This is a genomic window from Corynebacterium sp. PCR 32 (assembly GCF_037464985.1).
Taxonomy (GTDB): domain Bacteria; phylum Actinomycetota; class Actinomycetes; order Mycobacteriales; family Mycobacteriaceae; genus Corynebacterium; species Corynebacterium kroppenstedtii_D.
Genome location: NZ_JBAHVL010000004.1, coordinates 124,987 through 142,059, shown reverse-complemented (window position 1 = coordinate 142,059; position 17,073 = coordinate 124,987). Strand labels below are relative to the sequence as shown.

Below are 17,073 nucleotides of genomic sequence, written 5' to 3'. Positions count from 1 at the left end.
TAGCGCACCTGCTTTCGCAGAAGGGACAGTGGGCTAAATACCCACAACCGGGTATCGCGGTTAAGAATGAATCAATCCTCCCCACTCGACTGTATCCAGCCCCAAAGCCCGTACCACAACTGCAACATCATAGAGGGGAAAATGGCTATCAGATCCCCACTTTGCCCCCGTCTTTTTAGCGTATCCTTTAACCCATTTCCAATCCTTATGGCCATTCCAATCAGAGAACGAAGACCATGTCATTCTTGCTGCCTCTTCCATGGAAATCCACTGAATACCTCTTATGAATTGACACTGGTAGGCAGACTCTGGATCCGCATTAAAATTAGTATCTGTTACATCACGAGGTGCATCCCCCACTCCACCCAAAGCGAACACATGAGCTTTGACAGGAAGGCGTTGCCTGTTTAGCCGATTGAGAGCAGAGGCAATATTCGTCAATGGGCCAATACAGGCGATCACATCTTCCTCGCAGGCTAAAGATTGTTCCAGGAGATCAACCGCACATCCTTCGGCTAAGGGTCGATTGCATTGATCCCAGTGACCATTTATCCCATCGGAACCATGCCGAAGCATTGGCTTCCAACCGGCGGGGTTTAACCCCACCATCGGTTGCATACCAGTTGCAAAAGCTAGGGTCTGCGCAGCTTGTTGGGCGGAGACATTTCCCCCAACGGTCGTGATGCACACATCACGCTGAGAAAGCATCTTCGCCAGGCGAACAGCAAAAACATCATCAATGCCCCCATCAGAATCAACGATCAATCGTCCTCGCATGCCCCTATCCTGCCAAAATATTCAACCCAGAACATCCACTACTATGAGCCACAAACGCGGCTTGGAGAACACAAACCCTAAGTATCAAACCCCACATCATGCCGAGACCACCATCTAAACCGTAGTTGCTCCTAGTGATGCCGTAATGTGGCGACACGTGCCCCCTTCAGATAGGAAGCATTCCTAATACTTAGGTGTAGCCATGTGATCCGCTATCTCCCTTTACTGTGCCGAGTTGCAGAAGGATTTTCATATTTTAGATAAACGCCGTCATCGACACCGACACTAATTTTCCCCGCAGCAGTACGTAGCAGTTTTAACGCCAAACGGGTAATAAATGGCTCTCTCCTATATAATACATAACACTTCCCCCTCCAACTACCACAGATCCCCCACTCAGCCCGAGATACACGGCACATCACACGTGCACTTATGCTGGTTCTATGGACCGTGTACCTCATGTCGTAAATGATCAGCCAGGTCATAAGGCTCCACCCGCCATGGAAATTGGGGCGGGGATTGCGTCGATAATTCTCATGGCTGTTGTCTCAATCCTCAGCCTAACCGGACAGACCTCTAGGATATTCCTCCTGGCTGTCGCTATAGTCACGATGCTCGGCTGGATCAGCTACCTCCGGCCGGCCACGGGCCACTGATGCGCCGCTTCTACTCATACTGCTGCTCCCCATCGTGATAAGCGCGTGGACCCTCACAAGCGACGTCCATATGGGATTGTTGAATGCGTCTGGTTTCGCCGGGATAAATACATCATGTCTCTTCAGCTACTTCATGCGCCGGTGGCAGAAATAACCCCACAACCAGGGTGAATATAGTACCACTTCCTTATCACGGTCACTTACATGCCAACAATCACCACCAGGTGCACTCCGATACGGGCGAAGGCTAATGCTCGTAACACCACGCCACTGAAACCCCAGTGCAACGGAGCAGCTCCACGTTTCCCACCAACACAGCCCTCGGTCAGGCCAGGCACAACGTAACGAGATGCGCACCTAGTAGTGTTGCACTGCTCATACGCATGGGTGTGAACTACTGCCCGAGAGCCACCACGAGAACATCACACTCCCCAACATTAACCATGAAATCCCGGTAGAAACGTTTTCTACAACACAACAAAACCCACGCCAGGCCCTTCAGGACTCAACACAACTCGCGACACAACTGCCGAATCTACCAACGTTGAAATCCCACCCCTCAGAAGCACAGAGCCTATTCAGAACTAGCATACAAACTCCTAAAATATAGTTCCGAGTGATAGCCTTATCTCTACATTCGATGAGGTCTGTACACGCGATCGATTTTTGTTGTCGCCGGCGGTGGTCGCACGCGCTGGCCGAGGGATAGTTCAGGTGTTTCTGACAATGATCAACCGATAGAAATAGCCCCCACCGGGATCACAACCACAGCGGTCAAAGGACGCGCTGCCACGCCGGTACGTCTCGGCAACCAGGATTAATGGTGCATATCTCGTCACTGCGGCTGGGCTATTTCTTTCCCTCAACGATCATTCACACACCCACCACCGTCGCGCTACCCCTTCTTACCTCGCGCACGGGGGACGGTTTTCACGTGAAACATTCACCACCGTCGACCGAGAGATCCCATGACTTTTAAGACACTCGTACACCAATCATCTGGCCTTATTACTGCTGCGCTAATCCTGTCACTACTCGCAGCCATGGCAACCCTAGCCCAGCCGCTACTCGTAGGGAAGCTCATTGAGTCAATTGGCACCGCCGCCGTCGTTCACCCCACCATCATGCTCGTCACACTTATCATCGGCGAAGCGATCCTTCTTGGTGTCCAGATGTACCTCACCGCCATCGCCGCCGACCGCGCAATCCTCACCATCAGACAGAAACTCACACACCATCTCCTCCGCCTACCGTTACAGGCATATGACAAAGAAGGCGCTGGCGCATTCGTCACCCGCCTGACCTCAGATACGTCCGTCATCGGCACCGCTTTCTCCTCTGCACTCGTCGAATCAGTCGGAGGCGTCATTGTTGTCATCGGCGCCATCACCTACATGGCCTACCTCGACACCATTCTCTTCAGCATTGTCATCCTTATCCTCGTTCTCTCCCTGCTCATCATCACCGTAGCAACGACAAAGATCTCTCGTCTCTCCGTCGACGTACAAGACAACCTCTCCCATATCGGCTCCCTCCTACAGGCCTCCATCAGCGCCATGAAAACCGTCAAATCCTCCACCGCAGAACGCCTCATCACCGTGGAACTCAACAAAAGAATCTCCACCACCTACACAGCCGGCAAGACAATGAGCCGCATCGAGTCCATCCTCACCCCCATCAGCACCGTCACGGTCTACATCTCACTCGTCGCCGTCCTCATCTTCGGTGCCGTCCGCCTCGACAACGGCAACATCACAGCCTCCGAACTCATCGCTTTCATCACTGCACTCTTCCTCATTGTCAACCCCATCGCTCACATCGCAGAAGCAATCGCCTCCTTCCGACAGGCCTCCGGTGCATTCGCACGCATCCGCACCGTCCTCAATACACCCCTCGAAGCAGACCTGGACACCACAACCAACACGACGACCGCCGGCACACCCAACGCTTCTACTGAGCATGATCTCCACATCACCACTAACCAGACTAATTCCGTTGTCCCCCGAAACTCCCCCACCACCGTCTCCGCCAACACGGACATAACACACACCCCCGCACTACCCGTTCGTTTTGAATCCGTAACGTTCAGCTATAACGACCATCACGTCCTCACCAACGTGTCCTTTGAGCTTCACGCCGGGGAGAAAGTCGCCATCGTTGGGCCCTCCGGGTCAGGGAAAACAACACTGTTATCACTCCCTCTTCGCTTCTACACCCCCGACAGTGGACGCGTCATCGTCGGGGATCAACAGGTGTCCGAATGGAACCTGGCCCGGCTCCGGACATATGTGTCCTACATCGAGCAAGAACCCATGCTCCTGCCCGGCACGCTGCGCACCAACCTGACCCTCGGCCATGACCATGACGTCCCCGACTCCACTCTTGCCGGCCTACTCCGTCACGTCGGGCTCCCCGCCTTCGCTAACAAGGACGGGCTCGACACCGTCATCGCTTCCTCCGGGGCTGGTGTATCCGGTGGTGAGCGTCAACGCATTGCCATAGCTCGAGCGATCATTCGGAATGCGCCACTCATCATTGTCGACGAACCCACCTCAGCACTCGATGCCGCATCCGGCTCCACAGCCGTCGACTATCTCCTATCCACGCCCGCAACCGTCCTACTGTGCACCCATGACATGACAATGGCTACACGGGCTGGTCGCATCATCACACTCACCAATGGACGCATCACAGAGAACCACAACCATATGGCTCACTAAAGTCGGGGAGTCATCCGGTGGCTTGTCCACACACCCGTGTGGACACCAAGCTACTTTCCCCTTTTCTTTAATTTCTTTTTAATCTTCACTATCTCATATTTTCTAGCTTTCTCAGCTTTGTTATTAGCTGACATGTTTGACCTTTTCTTTTCTTTTCTGATCTCCCGATTCAGTTTTATCGCCTGCTGCGCCTTCGTCGAGGTTCCTGTGAGTTGCTGCTTAGCAATTTCTCGACGCAACCTCTTCGGATTTCCTTTCCGTGGCGAATCGATATTGCCCGGAACTGGCGCAGAGCGAAGAGTACACCGCGCAAGAGCAGTGCCATGTTCCAAAAACCAGGCGTAAAGCTCTGCATTAGTCGGCTCTGGCCCAAACACCACCCGGGTAGCCCGGAACTCTCCAGAATCAGATGTTTCGTATATCCCACACCAGAACTGACCGTCATAGAAAAGAGTAAATTGAGCTGTCATCATTGTCTCCAGGTACGCAAAAAGCGGACCTGACGACGCTGGATTCTTCACCCGATCAACAGGAGAAGCGACGAATGCTCATACAGGATGATCACCGCTCGGACTTCCGACCGAGACTGTGCGGTTTGCGCATCAGGAACTTACAAAATGGATGATACAAACTAGCTAACACCAAGACAATTTTCTGCTGTCAGTAATCCGACCGCACAGCGCGAATCTCCTCCTCCCGGAAGGAAACTCTGCCTCCAGGAAGCATGACATGGCCAACCTGGAAGCAAATCACCACCTCACACAACCTTCACCAACTACTTCCCCAGGGTGACAAAGCACCTACACGTCGGGCCTCGAAAGATGTAACCTCCTCCCCCACCACGCATCGATAAGCCACTGATCATGGCTAACGACAATAAGCGTTCCCTCCCACACAGCGAGAGCAGCCTGCAATGCCTCAATAGTATCCACATCAAGATAGTTCGTCGGCTCGTCAATAATAAGAATCTTTGCCTCCTGCGCTGCAGCAACAGCAAGCTGGACGCGCCGCTGATTTCCCGCCGACAACTCCGCAATAGGCGTCGCCCACAGCGACGGGTGAACAACCCCACGCCCCACATCACCAACCCCCCGCAACCACCGCTCCTCACCAAAACCAGGATCCAACTGCCGAGGCAAGCGTTGTGGCACATGCACCACACTGTCATCACGACTAACCGTCCCGGAAGAAACACCCGCACAATCTGGTGGCGGATAGCCCGCACCTATCCAGGTGACCAGCGTTGTTTTCCCCACACCGTTATCCCCTGTAATAAGGAGCTTCTCCCCATACCCCAACTCACAGTTCACCTCCGCCAATCGGCCCTCCACACGGGCACCCCGAATGGACACCGCAATCCCACCCCCTGCCGGGGCAGGCGTGAGAGGCAAAGTGAGTGCGTAATGCCGCGGTTTCCGCACCTCACGCTGCGTCAAACGCTCAAGGTCACGATCATCACGAGTCGTACGACGCGTCGCCGTCGCAGCAGCCCGGTCAGAATAGAACTTCTTCGCCATCCCAGTCGCCGTCGACAACCGACGACCCCCCTTACCAATCGCCTGGCTCACATCACGGTGCTGGTGAATGGAACGCTTCGTAGCCTGCTGGGCAGTATGAAGACGCTCATGGTGGCCCCGCGCACATGCCTTGGCTTCCAGGTAGTCACGGTAGTTTCCACGACACTGGTACAACCCACCCACAGCCGCCCCACCCGATGCCATCCGGTACGCTTCCCACGTCGCGGTATCAAAGTCATACATGACCGTCGCCGTGGACTCAATGAAATCACGGTCATGACTCGCAACCAGGACAGGGCCTGGCCAATCCGTGAGAAGGTCAATAAGAAAGCGGACAGCAGCACGGTCAAGATGATTCGTTGGTTCATCCACAACCACACAATCCGGGCGTGAGATCAGAAGCGACGCTAAAGCAAGACGAGCACGTTGCCCCGGTGACAATGAATCAAGCGGCCGCGACGCCCCCTCACCTGTCAACGACGTCAGATTCAACCCGGTGAGAACCTGATCAATTCGTGCGTCCAGACTCCACACATCCTTAGCGTTCATCTCACCAAGCAGATGGTCATAGTCCTCGACCACGCGTGGATCATCAGGGTTGAGGGCAATCTGCTGTGTGAGCACCTCAAACCTCTCGGCAAGGGCGCTAACACTGTGTAACTCATGTTTGAGAACATCATCGACAGTTGTCACACCCGGTATGTCTCGCCCCAGGTCACTCGTCATCCCACCGATGGTTCCGTTGACATCGACAGTGCCATGGTCCGGCGTCAACTGCTGCGTCACAAGGCTCAAGAGCGTCGTTTTACCTGAACCATTAGGCCCAACCAGAAAGGCACGCTCCCCTGCCCCAATATGAAGGTTGACATCATCGATGAGCGGACGGGCATCGTAAGAAAATCGGACGTGGGAAAGATCGATATGAGGCACAGTAATCTCCATGAGCGCAGTCAACGGTGTAGCGTCTCAGCTCAGCTGAGTGGAGATTACTTCTTCAACGGAACGACCAGTCCTTACCTCACCGGGAATACAATGCCACTCACCCTACCTATCACGCCCCTCCCCACACAACCTGTTGACGTGCACACACTATCGTCACCCCGCACATTAACCTCACAGACCGTGGAACCAACCATGCCCCATTGTCACACAACCTCGAGAGCAGGTTGTCGTGCGAACGCTTGCGGATCTCGGGTGTAACACCAGGGTAAACGCATCGCATGCACGGTTTCCGCGGTGACTTCCTGCGGTTCGCCCCAATCCCGAACAACGTCAACATCCGGTGCGATGCTGACCTCATCGCGGAATAGGGCTGGGGTATAACGGTGGCCAGTATCTGGCGTGACGATGACAGTGGCGTGCTTTCGCCGCGGTGAACGGTGGTGAACATGCGGGCTATGAGGCATCGGTGTGCCGGTGCCGCAGGCGTGGGTTCGTTCAAAGGTGGCGGCGGCGAAACACGCTCCGCTGGATAGTCCCGCAAAGAGACCATAGTTCTTCAGTAAAGAAATAGTGCCAGCGCGTGCAATGGGGAATGACACCCAATGAATCGCGTTGTACAGCTCGGGTTGGACATTACGGAATTCAATTGAGCTGCCAATCCCCGCGATAAGCATATCGGGGTCGTCGACGTGTGCGGAGCCGAACGTGATACTCCCGAATGGTTGGATTCCGATCACCTCATGCGCAAGGCCCGTTGATGTGATGCCACGCGCCAGGCCCGCGCTGGAGGCACCGGAGCCCACGGCGCTGACAAGACTGACACTCTCATAGCCCTGCTCGCGGAGACTTGCGGCAAGATCAGCACCAATAGGTTCATAGCCCAGGTAGTGGTCAGGGCAATGATATTGCTGCATCCAATGCCATGAGGGATTCGATGCGGTGAGTTCCTTAACCCGCGCAACGCGTCGGCTTTGGTCCAGTTTGAGCGACGTTGATGGGGGCATGTGCTCCACGGTGGCACCCAGGCATGCAAGCTGGTGGGCAAGCGTCTTATCGATGGTGGTGGAACCCACGATGTAGCAGCGTAGTCCAAAGCGATGGCACGCTAGAGCCAGGGCGTGCGCGTAGATTCCACTGGATGAGTCGACCACAGTATCCCCCGGGGAGAGTGTTCCCTCGTCCAAGAGGTGCCGTAGTGCACCAGTAGCAGATGCCATTTTCATCGATTCAAATCGAAGAGCGAACAGGGTGTCTTCGAGTCTGATGAGATCGGGTGTGCCGATCGCTTGGGATGTGTGAGCATAAATTTTCACGGTGTTAGCCTCGTACACGTTCAACGATGGTCAAGGGAAGGTTGAGGGATGTGAGTGCTGCACAGCAGTCGCAAACCTGTGCGTGAAGGGCCGACCACGCGGTGCCAGTTTGCGGGCCCGATGCGGTGGCGCTGGCGTCGAATAAGATTCCGGCTATGGATCCGCTGTGGGCAACTTGCACTCCCACGGCGCGACAGTCACCACAGATGTCCAGGAGGAGATCGAGCTCTGGTTTGTGGAGGCGTTCTTGGTTTAACAGGGCGCTGCGGGTGGCTACTTTCCCAATCCCGGCGGCGTCACGGGCGGCGAGAGCCTCGCCGAATGTGTCTCGTAGGGCATCGAACTCGCCGATGGTTGTTGACGAATACTGGTTGCTACGAGCGTGCAGTTCTTCCGTGTCGACAGGTTCCCCGCAGCGACATCCGACGACCACGAGCGGGGGCAAGGTGTAGTTCCACCGGTGGAAGATGATCCCTTTCCGCTGGGCGAAGAGGCTTGTTCCCTGTGTGTCGTTGTTCATGGTGGGGTCGCTGGCACCTTCGGCGGCCACGGCTAGTCGGGCTAGGTGGTGGGTCGGTAGGGTGACGTGTGCACTATCGGTGACTGCGCGGATGGTGGCGACGACGTCGGCGGTGGATGAGCCCATTCCCCATCCGGAGGGAAGTGTGGATGTGATGGTGAGTTCACCGGTGAGGTGTAGTCCATGGGTGGTGGCCAGGTAGTCAAGGGCGAGTTCGGCGGCCCGTCGTGCTTTGGTTCGACGAGTCTCCCCCCGTAGCCGGTGCCCGCGTGGGGTCGTCGAGGTGGGTGCCCTGCCGGTGTGAGGTGGGTCGGGGACGAACCGCGCCCGGGTGTGCCGGGAGTTCATGGGCAGGGTGACGAGACCATGCCACTGTGATTCGTGGTCACGACGGCTCGATGATGATGGCGTCCAGGTGAAGACGCCTTGGAGAAGTTCACCGTGGTGGCCGCGGCATGTGCCATGCCCTTCACGCATGGTGGTCACCTGGTTCGTTGCTGGTGGTGTGGTGTCGCAGGTGGAGGCCAGCGAGCATGCTGAGAATGGCAGCTACCAGTGTGGTTATCCCCAGTGATAGGCCAGCGCCATGCCAGCTGGCGGTCTGTAGTCCAATGCCCGCTAGTGATGCTCCTACACAGACACCGATGCTTTGTCCGACGCCGTTGAGGGACAATATGGTGCCTCGGTGGTGGGATTGGCGGACGAGGATCGTGGTGACGCAGGCTGCAATCACCGCGTGAGATATCGCGACGAGGGATGTGCAGGCTAGGGCAATAATTAGGTGTGGTGCATGGAAGAGGTAGTAGACGGCGCCTGTTCCCGATAGGCTCGCGATCGTCATGACGAGTGCCATGGCACCTGGGGATTCGATGGGTTTAAGGGCTTTGCCGCCGAACCAGTTTCCCAGGAAGAATGACAGGCCGGAGAGGCTCCATACCCAGGTGAAAACTTCGGAGGATAGTCCGAAGTGGTCGTGATAGAACACTGCGACAAAGGCGAGCTGCCCCATGAATGCGGCGGTACGCAGCATCGATACTCCCAGCAGTGGAAGGGCTGCGGGTGTTCGGGCCGCGAGGGTGAACGAGGCGAGGTAGTTTGTGGTGTTGCCTCGTATGTCTGCGGGTGGGGCGCTATCGGTGGTGTTGTGTGTTGTGTGGGTTGTGTCTTGTCGTTCTGTGTGTGCAGTGATACTGGTCTGGTGTGCCCGTCGACGGGAGATGATGGCGACTGTGAGCAGGCATGTGATGGCCACCACGATCATGTTGCCCTGCCACCCCCAGATCAGCGCGGGACCTGCCAGAATTGGGGCGGCCAGCATTGCTGTGAGTGTCATTGTCGAACTGACCAAGGTTGCTGCGCGGCCGGCTTCGGCGTCGTTGTGGAAGGTGTCGCTGGCTTGGGCCGAGATCGCTGGGTTGAGGACGGCGGTGCCAGCGCCGATGATGAGGCAGAATGCGATCCATGTCGATGTGTGGCTGACCACGGATAGTGCGCACCCGAGGCCAAGGGTGGCTAGGGCTAGGTTAATGAGGCGCTGGCGGGGTATGGCGTCGATGAGTGGGGCACACAGGACGCCGACGATGACTGCCGCGATGCCGCCTAATCCGCGGAAACTGCCGATTGTTGACGAGTGTCCGTGGGCGTCGGCGGCGATGTCGACAAGGAAGTTGCTGAAGATGGTGAATGGGACGAGGCCTAGCGCGGCTGCGAGAAGGAGTGGCCATGTTGTCCGTACCATTGAGAAATCTGTGGTACGGGTGGTGGTGGGTCCTCCTGTTGTGCTCATTGGTTCTCACTCCGTGACGATGAGTAGACGTAGAGGGGCGAGGCATCAGCGCTGAATTGGGAGAAGGGAAAATGCTCAGCGGTTAGGCCGGCAACTCCGTCTCCGAGGAAGTGGCGGATGATGGCGGAGCCTGATTGTGCGTAGAAATACAGTGGAATGGTGTGTTCTAGGCAATGGGTTCGGATCTGGTCGAAGCTGCCGTCGCTGACGGTCATTCCTGTGGAGAGCACGATGTCGGCGTCGGTGAGGACGTCGGTGGCGTCATGGGCTACGGGGAGTCCTAGGCACGTGTCCATGTTGCGGTCGCAGAGTAGTGGGGTGGCGCCTCGTGCGATGATGGCGTCAACGAGTGGGGTGACGACGCCGATGAGGGCAACTGTGGCGCCGGCGGGGGGATCGAGTAGGTCGATGATGGCGTCATCCCTCGCTACTGCGCGCTCCAGTGGGGTGCCGGTGGGCAGGGTGATGACGGTGCCGTGGGGATCGTCGCGATGGGGGCGTTGATCAGCGAGGACTGCGTCGATGACGGCCATCCGGACTTCTGCTGGGGCAGTTCGGAGGATCTCTGCGGCGCTGAGACCGGAAAAGTCGGCTACGTGGGGGCCTATTCGTCCGGCTTCGCATGAGCATGCGCCGAAGCTGGTGCCAATGCGTACCACGACGTAGCGGTTGCGGTACACCGGATCGTCATGGTCTGCTCCTAGCCGTGTGCCGTGTTCGAGGTAGAACACGCTGCGGGCAATAACATCACTACCTGTGGATTCGACTATTGCGCATAGGTCGTCCACGCATGTCGCGCGATCGTAGGTTGAGGAATAGGTTGTCATTTTTTACACCTCTTCTAGGAAACGTTGAAGTTTTTCTGCCGCGTCGAGGTTGCGTGGGGAGCTGATGGCCTCGGCGTAGTCGATGACGTAGATGTTGTTGTTCGTGATTGCCGGGGAGTCTTTGATTGGAGATTGTGTCTTGAGGTAGGTGATCTTGTCGTTGACCGGTTGTTTGTTGTAGTCGACGACGATCACTGCCTCTGGTTGGGAGGCCACAATAGGTTCCCAGCCGACGCTGGTAAAGAGGCTGTCAACATTAGCTGTGACGGAGGTGCCGCCGGCAAGATCGACTACGGAGTTGAGGGATGTTCGTTTGCCGGCTGTGTAGGGTTGGTCGGTTCCGGAGTCGTAGATGAAGACCTTGGGTTTTTTGGTGTGGTGTTTGTGGTTCTTCTCTTTGAGTGTTTTTTCGCGTTTTTTCAGGTTGTCGATGAGGGTTGTGGCGCGGTTGTCGACGTTGAAGATGGTCCCGAGGTTTCGTAGGTCTTGGTACATTGCTTCGATGGGTTGGGAGGCGCTGGGGTTCTTGGCGTTGTTGCCGTAGTTGTAGCAGGTTTCTTCCTGCATGTAGCTGTTGATTCCTAGTGTGTGGAGTGAGTCTGGGGTGATTCCACGTTCGTGGCTGAATCCTGCTTGCCATCCGGCTGAGATCCAGTCTGCTTTGGCGTTGACGAGGGTTTCTTGGCTGAGTACGGAGTCGCTGATGGTGTCGACTTTGTTGTAGCTGTCCCGGTAGGGGGATTTTTCTTTGATGCTGGTGATGGTCTTGGGGAGGACGATGCCACGCATGGTGTCTGCGAGGCCGAGGGCGAACATTTTTTCAATGGCGGAGGCGTCGTATGCTACGGGTCGTTCTGGGCGAAGGTATGTGTGTTCGATGCCGCAGTTACGTACGGTGATTTTTTCTTTGTCTGTGGCGGTGTCGATTGTCGCACCGCAGGCGGTGAGTGCTGTGGTGAGGCTGGCGGTGAGGAGTGCGGCTGTTATGGCGGTAGCGCGTGGTTTTGTCAGGTGGGGGGTCATCGTGGGGTGTCCTTTCTGGGTTGGGGTGGTGTTGTCTGGGTGTCGTCGGGGTCGTGGAAAAGTAGTGTTGTTGTGCCTGTTTGTGGGTGTGTGATGGTGCAAGCGTCGACGCCGAAGACGTCGTTGATGAGGTCTGGGGTGAGTGTTTCTTCGGGTGGTCCTGCTGCGTGTAGACGGCCGTTGTCGAGGACGACGACGTGGTCGGCGTGGAGGGCGATGTTGAGGTCGTGGATTGCTGCGATGATGGTGCGGTGGCGGGTCAGGCGTGTGAGTAGGTTGGTGAGGCGTACCTGGTGGTGCAGGTCGAGGTGGTTGGTGGGTTCGTCGAGGACGAGCACGGGTGTGTGTTGTGCGAGGGCTCGGGCGAGGAGGATTCGCTGGTATTCGCCGCCGGAGACGCCCAGGATGGGTTGTTCGGCGAGGTGGGCGACACCTGTGGTGTGGAGGGCGTCGTCGATGAGGGCGTCGTCGTGGGGGGTGGGGTTGGCGCGTCGGCTGAAGCTGACGATGTCGCGGGCGGTGAAGTTGAGTTCGTGGTGTTCGTTTTGTGGTAGTGCGGCGATCCAGCGTGCGGATTCGCGCAGTGGTATTTGGGTGATGTCGATGTCGTCGATGGTGATGGTGCCGGAGGTGGCGGTGGTTGCGCGGTAGATGGCGGATAGTGCGGTTGTTTTTCCGCATCCGTTGGGTCCGACGATGGCGACGAAGGTGCCTGGTTGGGCGTCGAAGGTGAGTCCGCGGATGATGTGGTTGTGGCCGCGTCGGATGTGGAGGTCTTTGACGGATACGGCTGCGGGGTGGAGGTCGTTGGTGGGGGTTGTGGGGGTCATCGGGTGCCTCCGTGGGTGTGGTCGGTGGAGCGGATGATGACGATGAAGAGTGGTACGCCGATGAGGGCGGTGACGATGCCGATGGGGAGTTCGCGTGGGGGGACGAGGCTGCGGGAGATGATGTCGACCCACACCATTAATATCGCGCCGATGAGTGGTGCGAGGAGGACGAGTGTGCGGTGGGTGGGGCCGCAGAGCATGCGGACGATGTGGGGTACGACGAGGCCGACGAAGCCGACGGTGCCGGATATTGCGACGAGTGTGCCTGTGCCGATTGCGATGATGATGAAGAGGATGCGGCGCATGTTTTTTGGGTTGATGCCCATGCTGAGTGCGCTGGCGTCGCCGGCGGAGAGGACGTCGAGTGTTGTGCTTAGCCACCACATGGTGATGATGGAGGCGATAACGGCGGTGGTTGCTAGTGGTAGTTGTGACCATGTGGCGCCGCCGAAGCTGCCGAGGAGCCAGAACATGATGGTGCGGGCTGCGTCGCCTCGGGGTTCGAAGAATACGATGGCGCTGGTTATTCCTTGGAATCCGAATGAGATGACGACGCCGATGAGGATGAGCCGTGTGGGGTTGAGGCCTGTGGGGCTCCATGCGAGGGAGTAGACGACGGCGGAGGCGAGGAGGGCGGAGCAGAATGCGGCGAAGGATAGGCCGTAGATTCCCCAGTTGGCGAAAAGTCCTAGTGTGATGACGGCGGCGGCGCCGATGGATGCTCCGGATGAGATGCCGAGGATGAATGGGTCTGCTAGGGGGTTGCGGACCATGGTTTGTGCGGCGATGCCTAGGACGCTTAGTCCTGCGCCTACGAGTGCTGCGAGTATGGCGCGTGGGAGTCGTATGGTGGTGACGACGGTGTAGTCGGTGAAGGAGGCGTGGTCGAGGGTGCTGCCGGTGGCGGCTGCCCAGAGGTAGTGGGCGGAGTCCGCGATGGTGATGTGTGCTGCGCCGATGGTGGTGGCGAGCAGGATGGATGCGAGCAGGAGCACGCTTAAGAGCACCGTTATCCCCCGTGTGCGGGTCGGTGTACGACCTGACTTCATTCGGCTAACAGTAACCATTTTCAATTGTTAGTGCAATTGCTTTTCAGCAGCGCCCGTTCTCATCACCCTCTACCTCCCCTCTGGGCAGCACCCTGGCCGCCGTACCACCAAGCCTCTACCGTGGTGAATATGAACCGATCATGCCCACCCACCCCCACACGCACCGGTAGCTCCCTTACTCTCACAGAAATCACAGACACGGACCCAGACGCGGATGCCCCTGCGAAAGACGCAACCTGGCTCCCAGGGCGTGCGTCATCAACGATTCAGGAGCTTCTTGTGGAGGCGGGGCGGATCCGTCACCCTTATCAGGGCCTTGCAGAACATGAACAGGCGTGGGTACGCGACCGAACCTGGTGGTATCGCGGTGTCGCGACAGTGGCGGCTGGTGATGTTGTCACATTCGCACGATTAGACACGGTGGCCACCATCTTTTTCGATGGCCACGAGGTAGCCCGACATGCCAATCAGTTTGTGCCTTTGCGGTTTGTCATCAGTAAGGATCAGGCAGGCGATCATGAGGTTCTTGTTCGACTTGATCCGCCTCTGAGAGGGTTGACGGAACCGTCGGTGCCTGCTTCGACGCGAGCACAGATGTCTGCGTTCTTCGCCGATGCCCGCTCCACCGGTGAAAATAGCGAGAGTAACGAGGACAAACCACGTAACCCTGAGGACACACCGTTGGGTGCGCCCACTATGAATTTGGCGGCGACCCGACGCAGAAAAGCAACGTTATCGTGGGGGTGGGATTTCGCCCCAGAGGTAACGTCGGTCGGTGTAAGCGGACCTGTGACCGTAACAAAACCAGGAATCGAACACCTTGACCTGGCTACCCAGACGCTCACATTCTCCAAGCGCACAGACGCAGGTGGGGCAATGGGCTGGACCCGATCCACACAGCCTGACATGACGGAGAAATCAAATCCTGTCAGTCCCAGTATTGACGCGGCCGTGTCCGATGGATTCTCCCGTACCATCGCGCACGTTCAGATCCGCGTCGTAGTGTCCGAGGGATGCCCTGCCAAACAGGTGCATTGGGAGCTCCTTGGGATTCCTGATGAACCACTAGCCACCGGCACTGCGACTGTTGTCGATGGTGCTGCCACCGCCGACGTGACCGTAGAAAACGTACCGGTGTGGTGGCCTATCGGTGAGGGACGGCAGGATTTCCTCAAGCTGCGTGCAACACCAATTATCAGCGGTGATCCCGCGGAGACGACGACCCGTCGCGTCGCTATTCGAACCGTAGAGATCGATCAGGGCAAGCGCTCCGATGGTGGTGGACGTCGTATGCGTTTCATCGTCAATGGACGACCTGTTTTCGCTCGTGGTTCGTGTCTCGTTCCGCCCGATATGTTGGTTGGGTCGGAGCCGGAGGGTACGGAAACACGCCTCGTTGACCAAGCTAGATCAATGGGGCACACCATGATTCGTATCTGGGGAGGTGGCCTCTATGGCTCCGAGGAGTTCATGAATCGCTGCGATGAGCTGGGGATTCTTGTAATTCAGGATTTCCCTTTCGCCAGCATTGAATATCCGGATGACGATGATTCTCTCCGCGCAGAGATCCATCGGGAGGTTCGCGAGGCAGTAATGCGGCTGCGCCGTCACCCGTCGTTAGTGTGTTTTGCGGGTAATAATGAGGTTCAGGCTGTGCATCAGGCTATTTGGAAATCCCTGGATGGTGACGGGTGGGGACGTCGGTTCTTCGACGACATTATTCCTCAGATCGTCCACGAGCTGGCTCCGGAGATTCCGTATCGCCCGTCGAGCCCGTGGGGTGAGAATGATCCCGCAGGGATCAATGGTGTCCGTGATGGTGATCGTCATGCGTGGGAGGGGTGGCATGGTGGCGATTTTGGGGCAGGAGGACAGGAGGCATACGCAACGCAGACTGAGGCTGCTCATTTCTGGCGCTACGACCATGATACCGGGTCGTTTATCAGTGAATATGGCTTCTGTGGTGCTCCGGAGCTGGCGACTCTCCGACGCTGGTCAGACGGCCCTGTGGAGCTGGGGAGTCGTCAGTTGCGCCAACGGATTAAGGATACCCCGAAAGATAAGGGGGCAGGGCTCATCGAATTAGAGTTTGGCCCAACGGTCACGATCGAATCGTGGGCTGTGGCATTCGCGATGTTGCAAGCGGAGGCTGTCGCCTACGGTACTTCCCATTACCGACGCCAACAGCCGAACTGTTCCGGTGCTCTGTTGTGGCAGTTCAATGAGCCGTGGCCGGGTATTTCGTGGTCACTGATTGATTATGATGGTGTTCCGAAGGCTGCTGCGTTCGCCGCACGCCGTGTTCTCCAGCCTGTTTTGGTGAGTATTGCCGGTGGGCGTGATGGTGTTCCTGCGGAGGTCTGGGTGACGAACTCGTCCCCCGTGACGTTCACGGGGACCATCCGGGCACGACTTTTGGAGGTGGCCTCGGGGTCCGTGCGGGATGAGGTTCGTGTCGACATCGCAATCGGTGCGGGTGCCAGCAAGAAAGTGGGCACGTTCGCGTCGATAAGTCCTCATGAGGTTATCGGGCGGGTCACCGTGGAGAATGCTTCCGGGGCGTGGGGCTCACCGCGTGTGTTATTCGCTCATGCCAAGGAGTTGGGATTCACCGGTACGCCAGAGATTGTGTCGGTGGAGGCCACTGATATACCGGAGTCGGGGGCTGAGTATATTGCTGGCCATCGGAATTGGCAGTGGACGCGCACAGTGTGTGTGCGCTCGGAAGAACCTGCCTACGCAGCGCATGTGTGTGTACCGGGCCGGGAGCTGGATATCGCGGTGAGCGACAATTGGTTCGACATTCTCCCCGGCGATGATTTGAGTGTCACTGTGGTTGGTGTGGGTGAGCCGCCGAGTGATACGGAGTTCCGTATCAATTCCTTGATCCTTGGGCCAGCAGAATAGTGCCGGGCTGGTGCTGCCAGCTCGCTGCATGTTCCCTTTATCACTACGGTTCGTGGCACCCGTTTAGGGGGGCAACATACCGTGCTGTTTGACGGAGGAGATCAGAGCACACCTCATCGTCTCGTGTGGAATCATTATTCTGATTGTGCCCCTCAGCCGCGCTGGTGGGGCGTGCCTACTAGTCATACGTTTTCCCCTGTGTGTCT

The 17,073-nt window shown here is 57.3% G+C and carries 13 protein-coding genes; 3 read left to right on the top strand and 10 right to left on the bottom strand.

Annotated features, from left to right (window positions below):
- Positions 1-60: 60 nt before the first annotated feature.
- Entirely contained in the window at positions 61-777 is a 717-nt protein-coding gene (locus V5S80_RS06830) for a nucleoside hydrolase (protein WP_395170013.1), read from the bottom strand.
- 443 nt (positions 778-1,220) lie between these two features.
- Between V5S80_RS06830 and V5S80_RS06825 the strand changes: the two genes are divergently transcribed.
- Together V5S80_RS06825 and V5S80_RS06820 are read left to right on the top strand one after the other, a co-directional pair.
- Positions 1,221-1,433 carry a hypothetical protein gene (locus V5S80_RS06825; protein ID WP_395170012.1) on the top strand — a complete coding sequence of 71 codons (213 nt, stop codon included), beginning with the start codon at positions 1,221-1,223 and terminating at the stop codon, positions 1,431-1,433.
- 968 nt (positions 1,434-2,401) lie between these two features.
- Positions 2,402-4,153: an ABC transporter ATP-binding protein gene (locus V5S80_RS06820; RefSeq protein WP_395170011.1), complete on the top strand. Its 1,752-nt coding sequence runs from the start codon at positions 2,402-2,404 to the stop codon at positions 4,151-4,153.
- Between the two features lie 50 nt (positions 4,154-4,203).
- Here the strand turns inward: V5S80_RS06820 and V5S80_RS06815 are convergent, their stop codons facing one another.
- The 9 genes from V5S80_RS06815 to V5S80_RS06775 all read right to left on the bottom strand — a co-directional run bounded on the left by V5S80_RS06815 (position 4,204) and on the right by V5S80_RS06775 (position 13,960).
- Complete coding sequence (locus tag V5S80_RS06815) at positions 4,204-4,674, bottom strand: YjdF family protein (RefSeq protein WP_395170010.1); 471 nt, start codon at positions 4,672-4,674, stop codon at positions 4,204-4,206.
- A 279-nt stretch (positions 4,675-4,953) separates the two neighbouring features.
- Complete coding sequence (locus V5S80_RS06810; protein ID WP_395170009.1) at positions 4,954-6,612, bottom strand: ABC-F family ATP-binding cassette domain-containing protein; 1,659 nt, start codon at positions 6,610-6,612, stop codon at positions 4,954-4,956.
- A gap of 203 nt (positions 6,613-6,815) precedes the next feature.
- Entirely contained in the window at positions 6,816-7,925 is a 1,110-nt protein-coding gene (locus V5S80_RS06805) for a pyridoxal-phosphate dependent enzyme (protein WP_395170008.1), read from the bottom strand.
- A gap of 4 nt (positions 7,926-7,929) precedes the next feature.
- Entirely contained in the window at positions 7,930-8,922 is a 993-nt protein-coding gene (locus V5S80_RS06800) for a hypothetical protein (RefSeq protein WP_395170007.1), read from the bottom strand.
- Positions 8,915-10,231, bottom strand: a complete 1,317-nt coding sequence (locus V5S80_RS06795; protein WP_395170006.1) for an MFS transporter — start codon at positions 10,229-10,231, stop codon at positions 8,915-8,917. The genes V5S80_RS06800 and V5S80_RS06795 overlap by 8 nt, the downstream gene beginning before the upstream one ends.
- The gene (locus tag V5S80_RS06790) at positions 10,228-11,058 is read right to left on the bottom strand and encodes a Rossmann-like domain-containing protein (RefSeq protein ID WP_395170005.1); all 831 of its coding nucleotides are present in this window, start codon (positions 11,056-11,058) and stop codon (positions 10,228-10,230) included. The genes V5S80_RS06795 and V5S80_RS06790 overlap by 4 nt, the downstream gene beginning before the upstream one ends.
- Before the next feature lie 3 nt (positions 11,059-11,061).
- Complete coding sequence (locus V5S80_RS06785; protein ID WP_395170004.1) at positions 11,062-12,081, bottom strand: ABC transporter substrate-binding protein; 1,020 nt, start codon at positions 12,079-12,081, stop codon at positions 11,062-11,064.
- Complete coding sequence (locus tag V5S80_RS06780; protein WP_395170003.1) at positions 12,078-12,911, bottom strand: ABC transporter ATP-binding protein; 834 nt, start codon at positions 12,909-12,911, stop codon at positions 12,078-12,080. Before V5S80_RS06780 ends, V5S80_RS06785 begins: the two co-directional genes overlap by 4 nt.
- Complete coding sequence (locus tag V5S80_RS06775; protein ID WP_395170002.1) at positions 12,908-13,960, bottom strand: FecCD family ABC transporter permease; 1,053 nt, start codon at positions 13,958-13,960, stop codon at positions 12,908-12,910. The genes V5S80_RS06780 and V5S80_RS06775 overlap by 4 nt, the downstream gene beginning before the upstream one ends.
- Before the next feature lie 129 nt (positions 13,961-14,089).
- Here V5S80_RS06775 and V5S80_RS06770 point away from each other — a divergent pair, with 129 nt between their 5' ends.
- Positions 14,090-16,867, top strand: a complete 2,778-nt coding sequence (locus tag V5S80_RS06770) for a glycosyl hydrolase 2 galactose-binding domain-containing protein (protein WP_395170001.1) — start codon at positions 14,090-14,092, stop codon at positions 16,865-16,867.
- Positions 16,868-17,073 lie beyond the last annotated feature (206 nt).

Bases quoted from the DNA above. Each gene is read 5' to 3' on its own strand.
- V5S80_RS06830 (WP_395170013.1), bottom strand. From the start codon at position 777: ATGCGAGGACGATTGATCGTTGATTCTGATGGGGGCATTGATGATGTT.
- V5S80_RS06825 (WP_395170012.1), top strand. From the start codon at position 1,221: ATGGACCGTGTACCTCATGTCGTAAATGATCAGCCAGGTCATAAGGCT.
- V5S80_RS06820 (WP_395170011.1), top strand. From the start codon at position 2,402: ATGACTTTTAAGACACTCGTACACCAATCATCTGGCCTTATTACTGCT.
- V5S80_RS06810 (WP_395170009.1), bottom strand. From the start codon at position 6,612: ATGGAGATTACTGTGCCTCATATCGATCTTTCCCACGTCCGATTTTCT.
- V5S80_RS06800 (WP_395170007.1), bottom strand. From the start codon at position 8,922: ATGCGTGAAGGGCATGGCACATGCCGCGGCCACCACGGTGAACTTCTC.
- V5S80_RS06795 (WP_395170006.1), bottom strand. From the start codon at position 10,231: ATGAGCACAACAGGAGGACCCACCACCACCCGTACCACAGATTTCTCA.
- V5S80_RS06790 (WP_395170005.1), bottom strand. From the start codon at position 11,058: ATGACAACCTATTCCTCAACCTACGATCGCGCGACATGCGTGGACGAC.
- V5S80_RS06785 (WP_395170004.1), bottom strand. From the start codon at position 12,081: ATGACCCCCCACCTGACAAAACCACGCGCTACCGCCATAACAGCCGCA.
- V5S80_RS06780 (WP_395170003.1), bottom strand. From the start codon at position 12,911: ATGACCCCCACAACCCCCACCAACGACCTCCACCCCGCAGCCGTATCC.
- V5S80_RS06775 (WP_395170002.1), bottom strand. From the start codon at position 13,960: ATGAAGTCAGGTCGTACACCGACCCGCACACGGGGGATAACGGTGCTC.
- V5S80_RS06770 (WP_395170001.1), top strand. From the start codon at position 14,090: ATGAACCGATCATGCCCACCCACCCCCACACGCACCGGTAGCTCCCTT.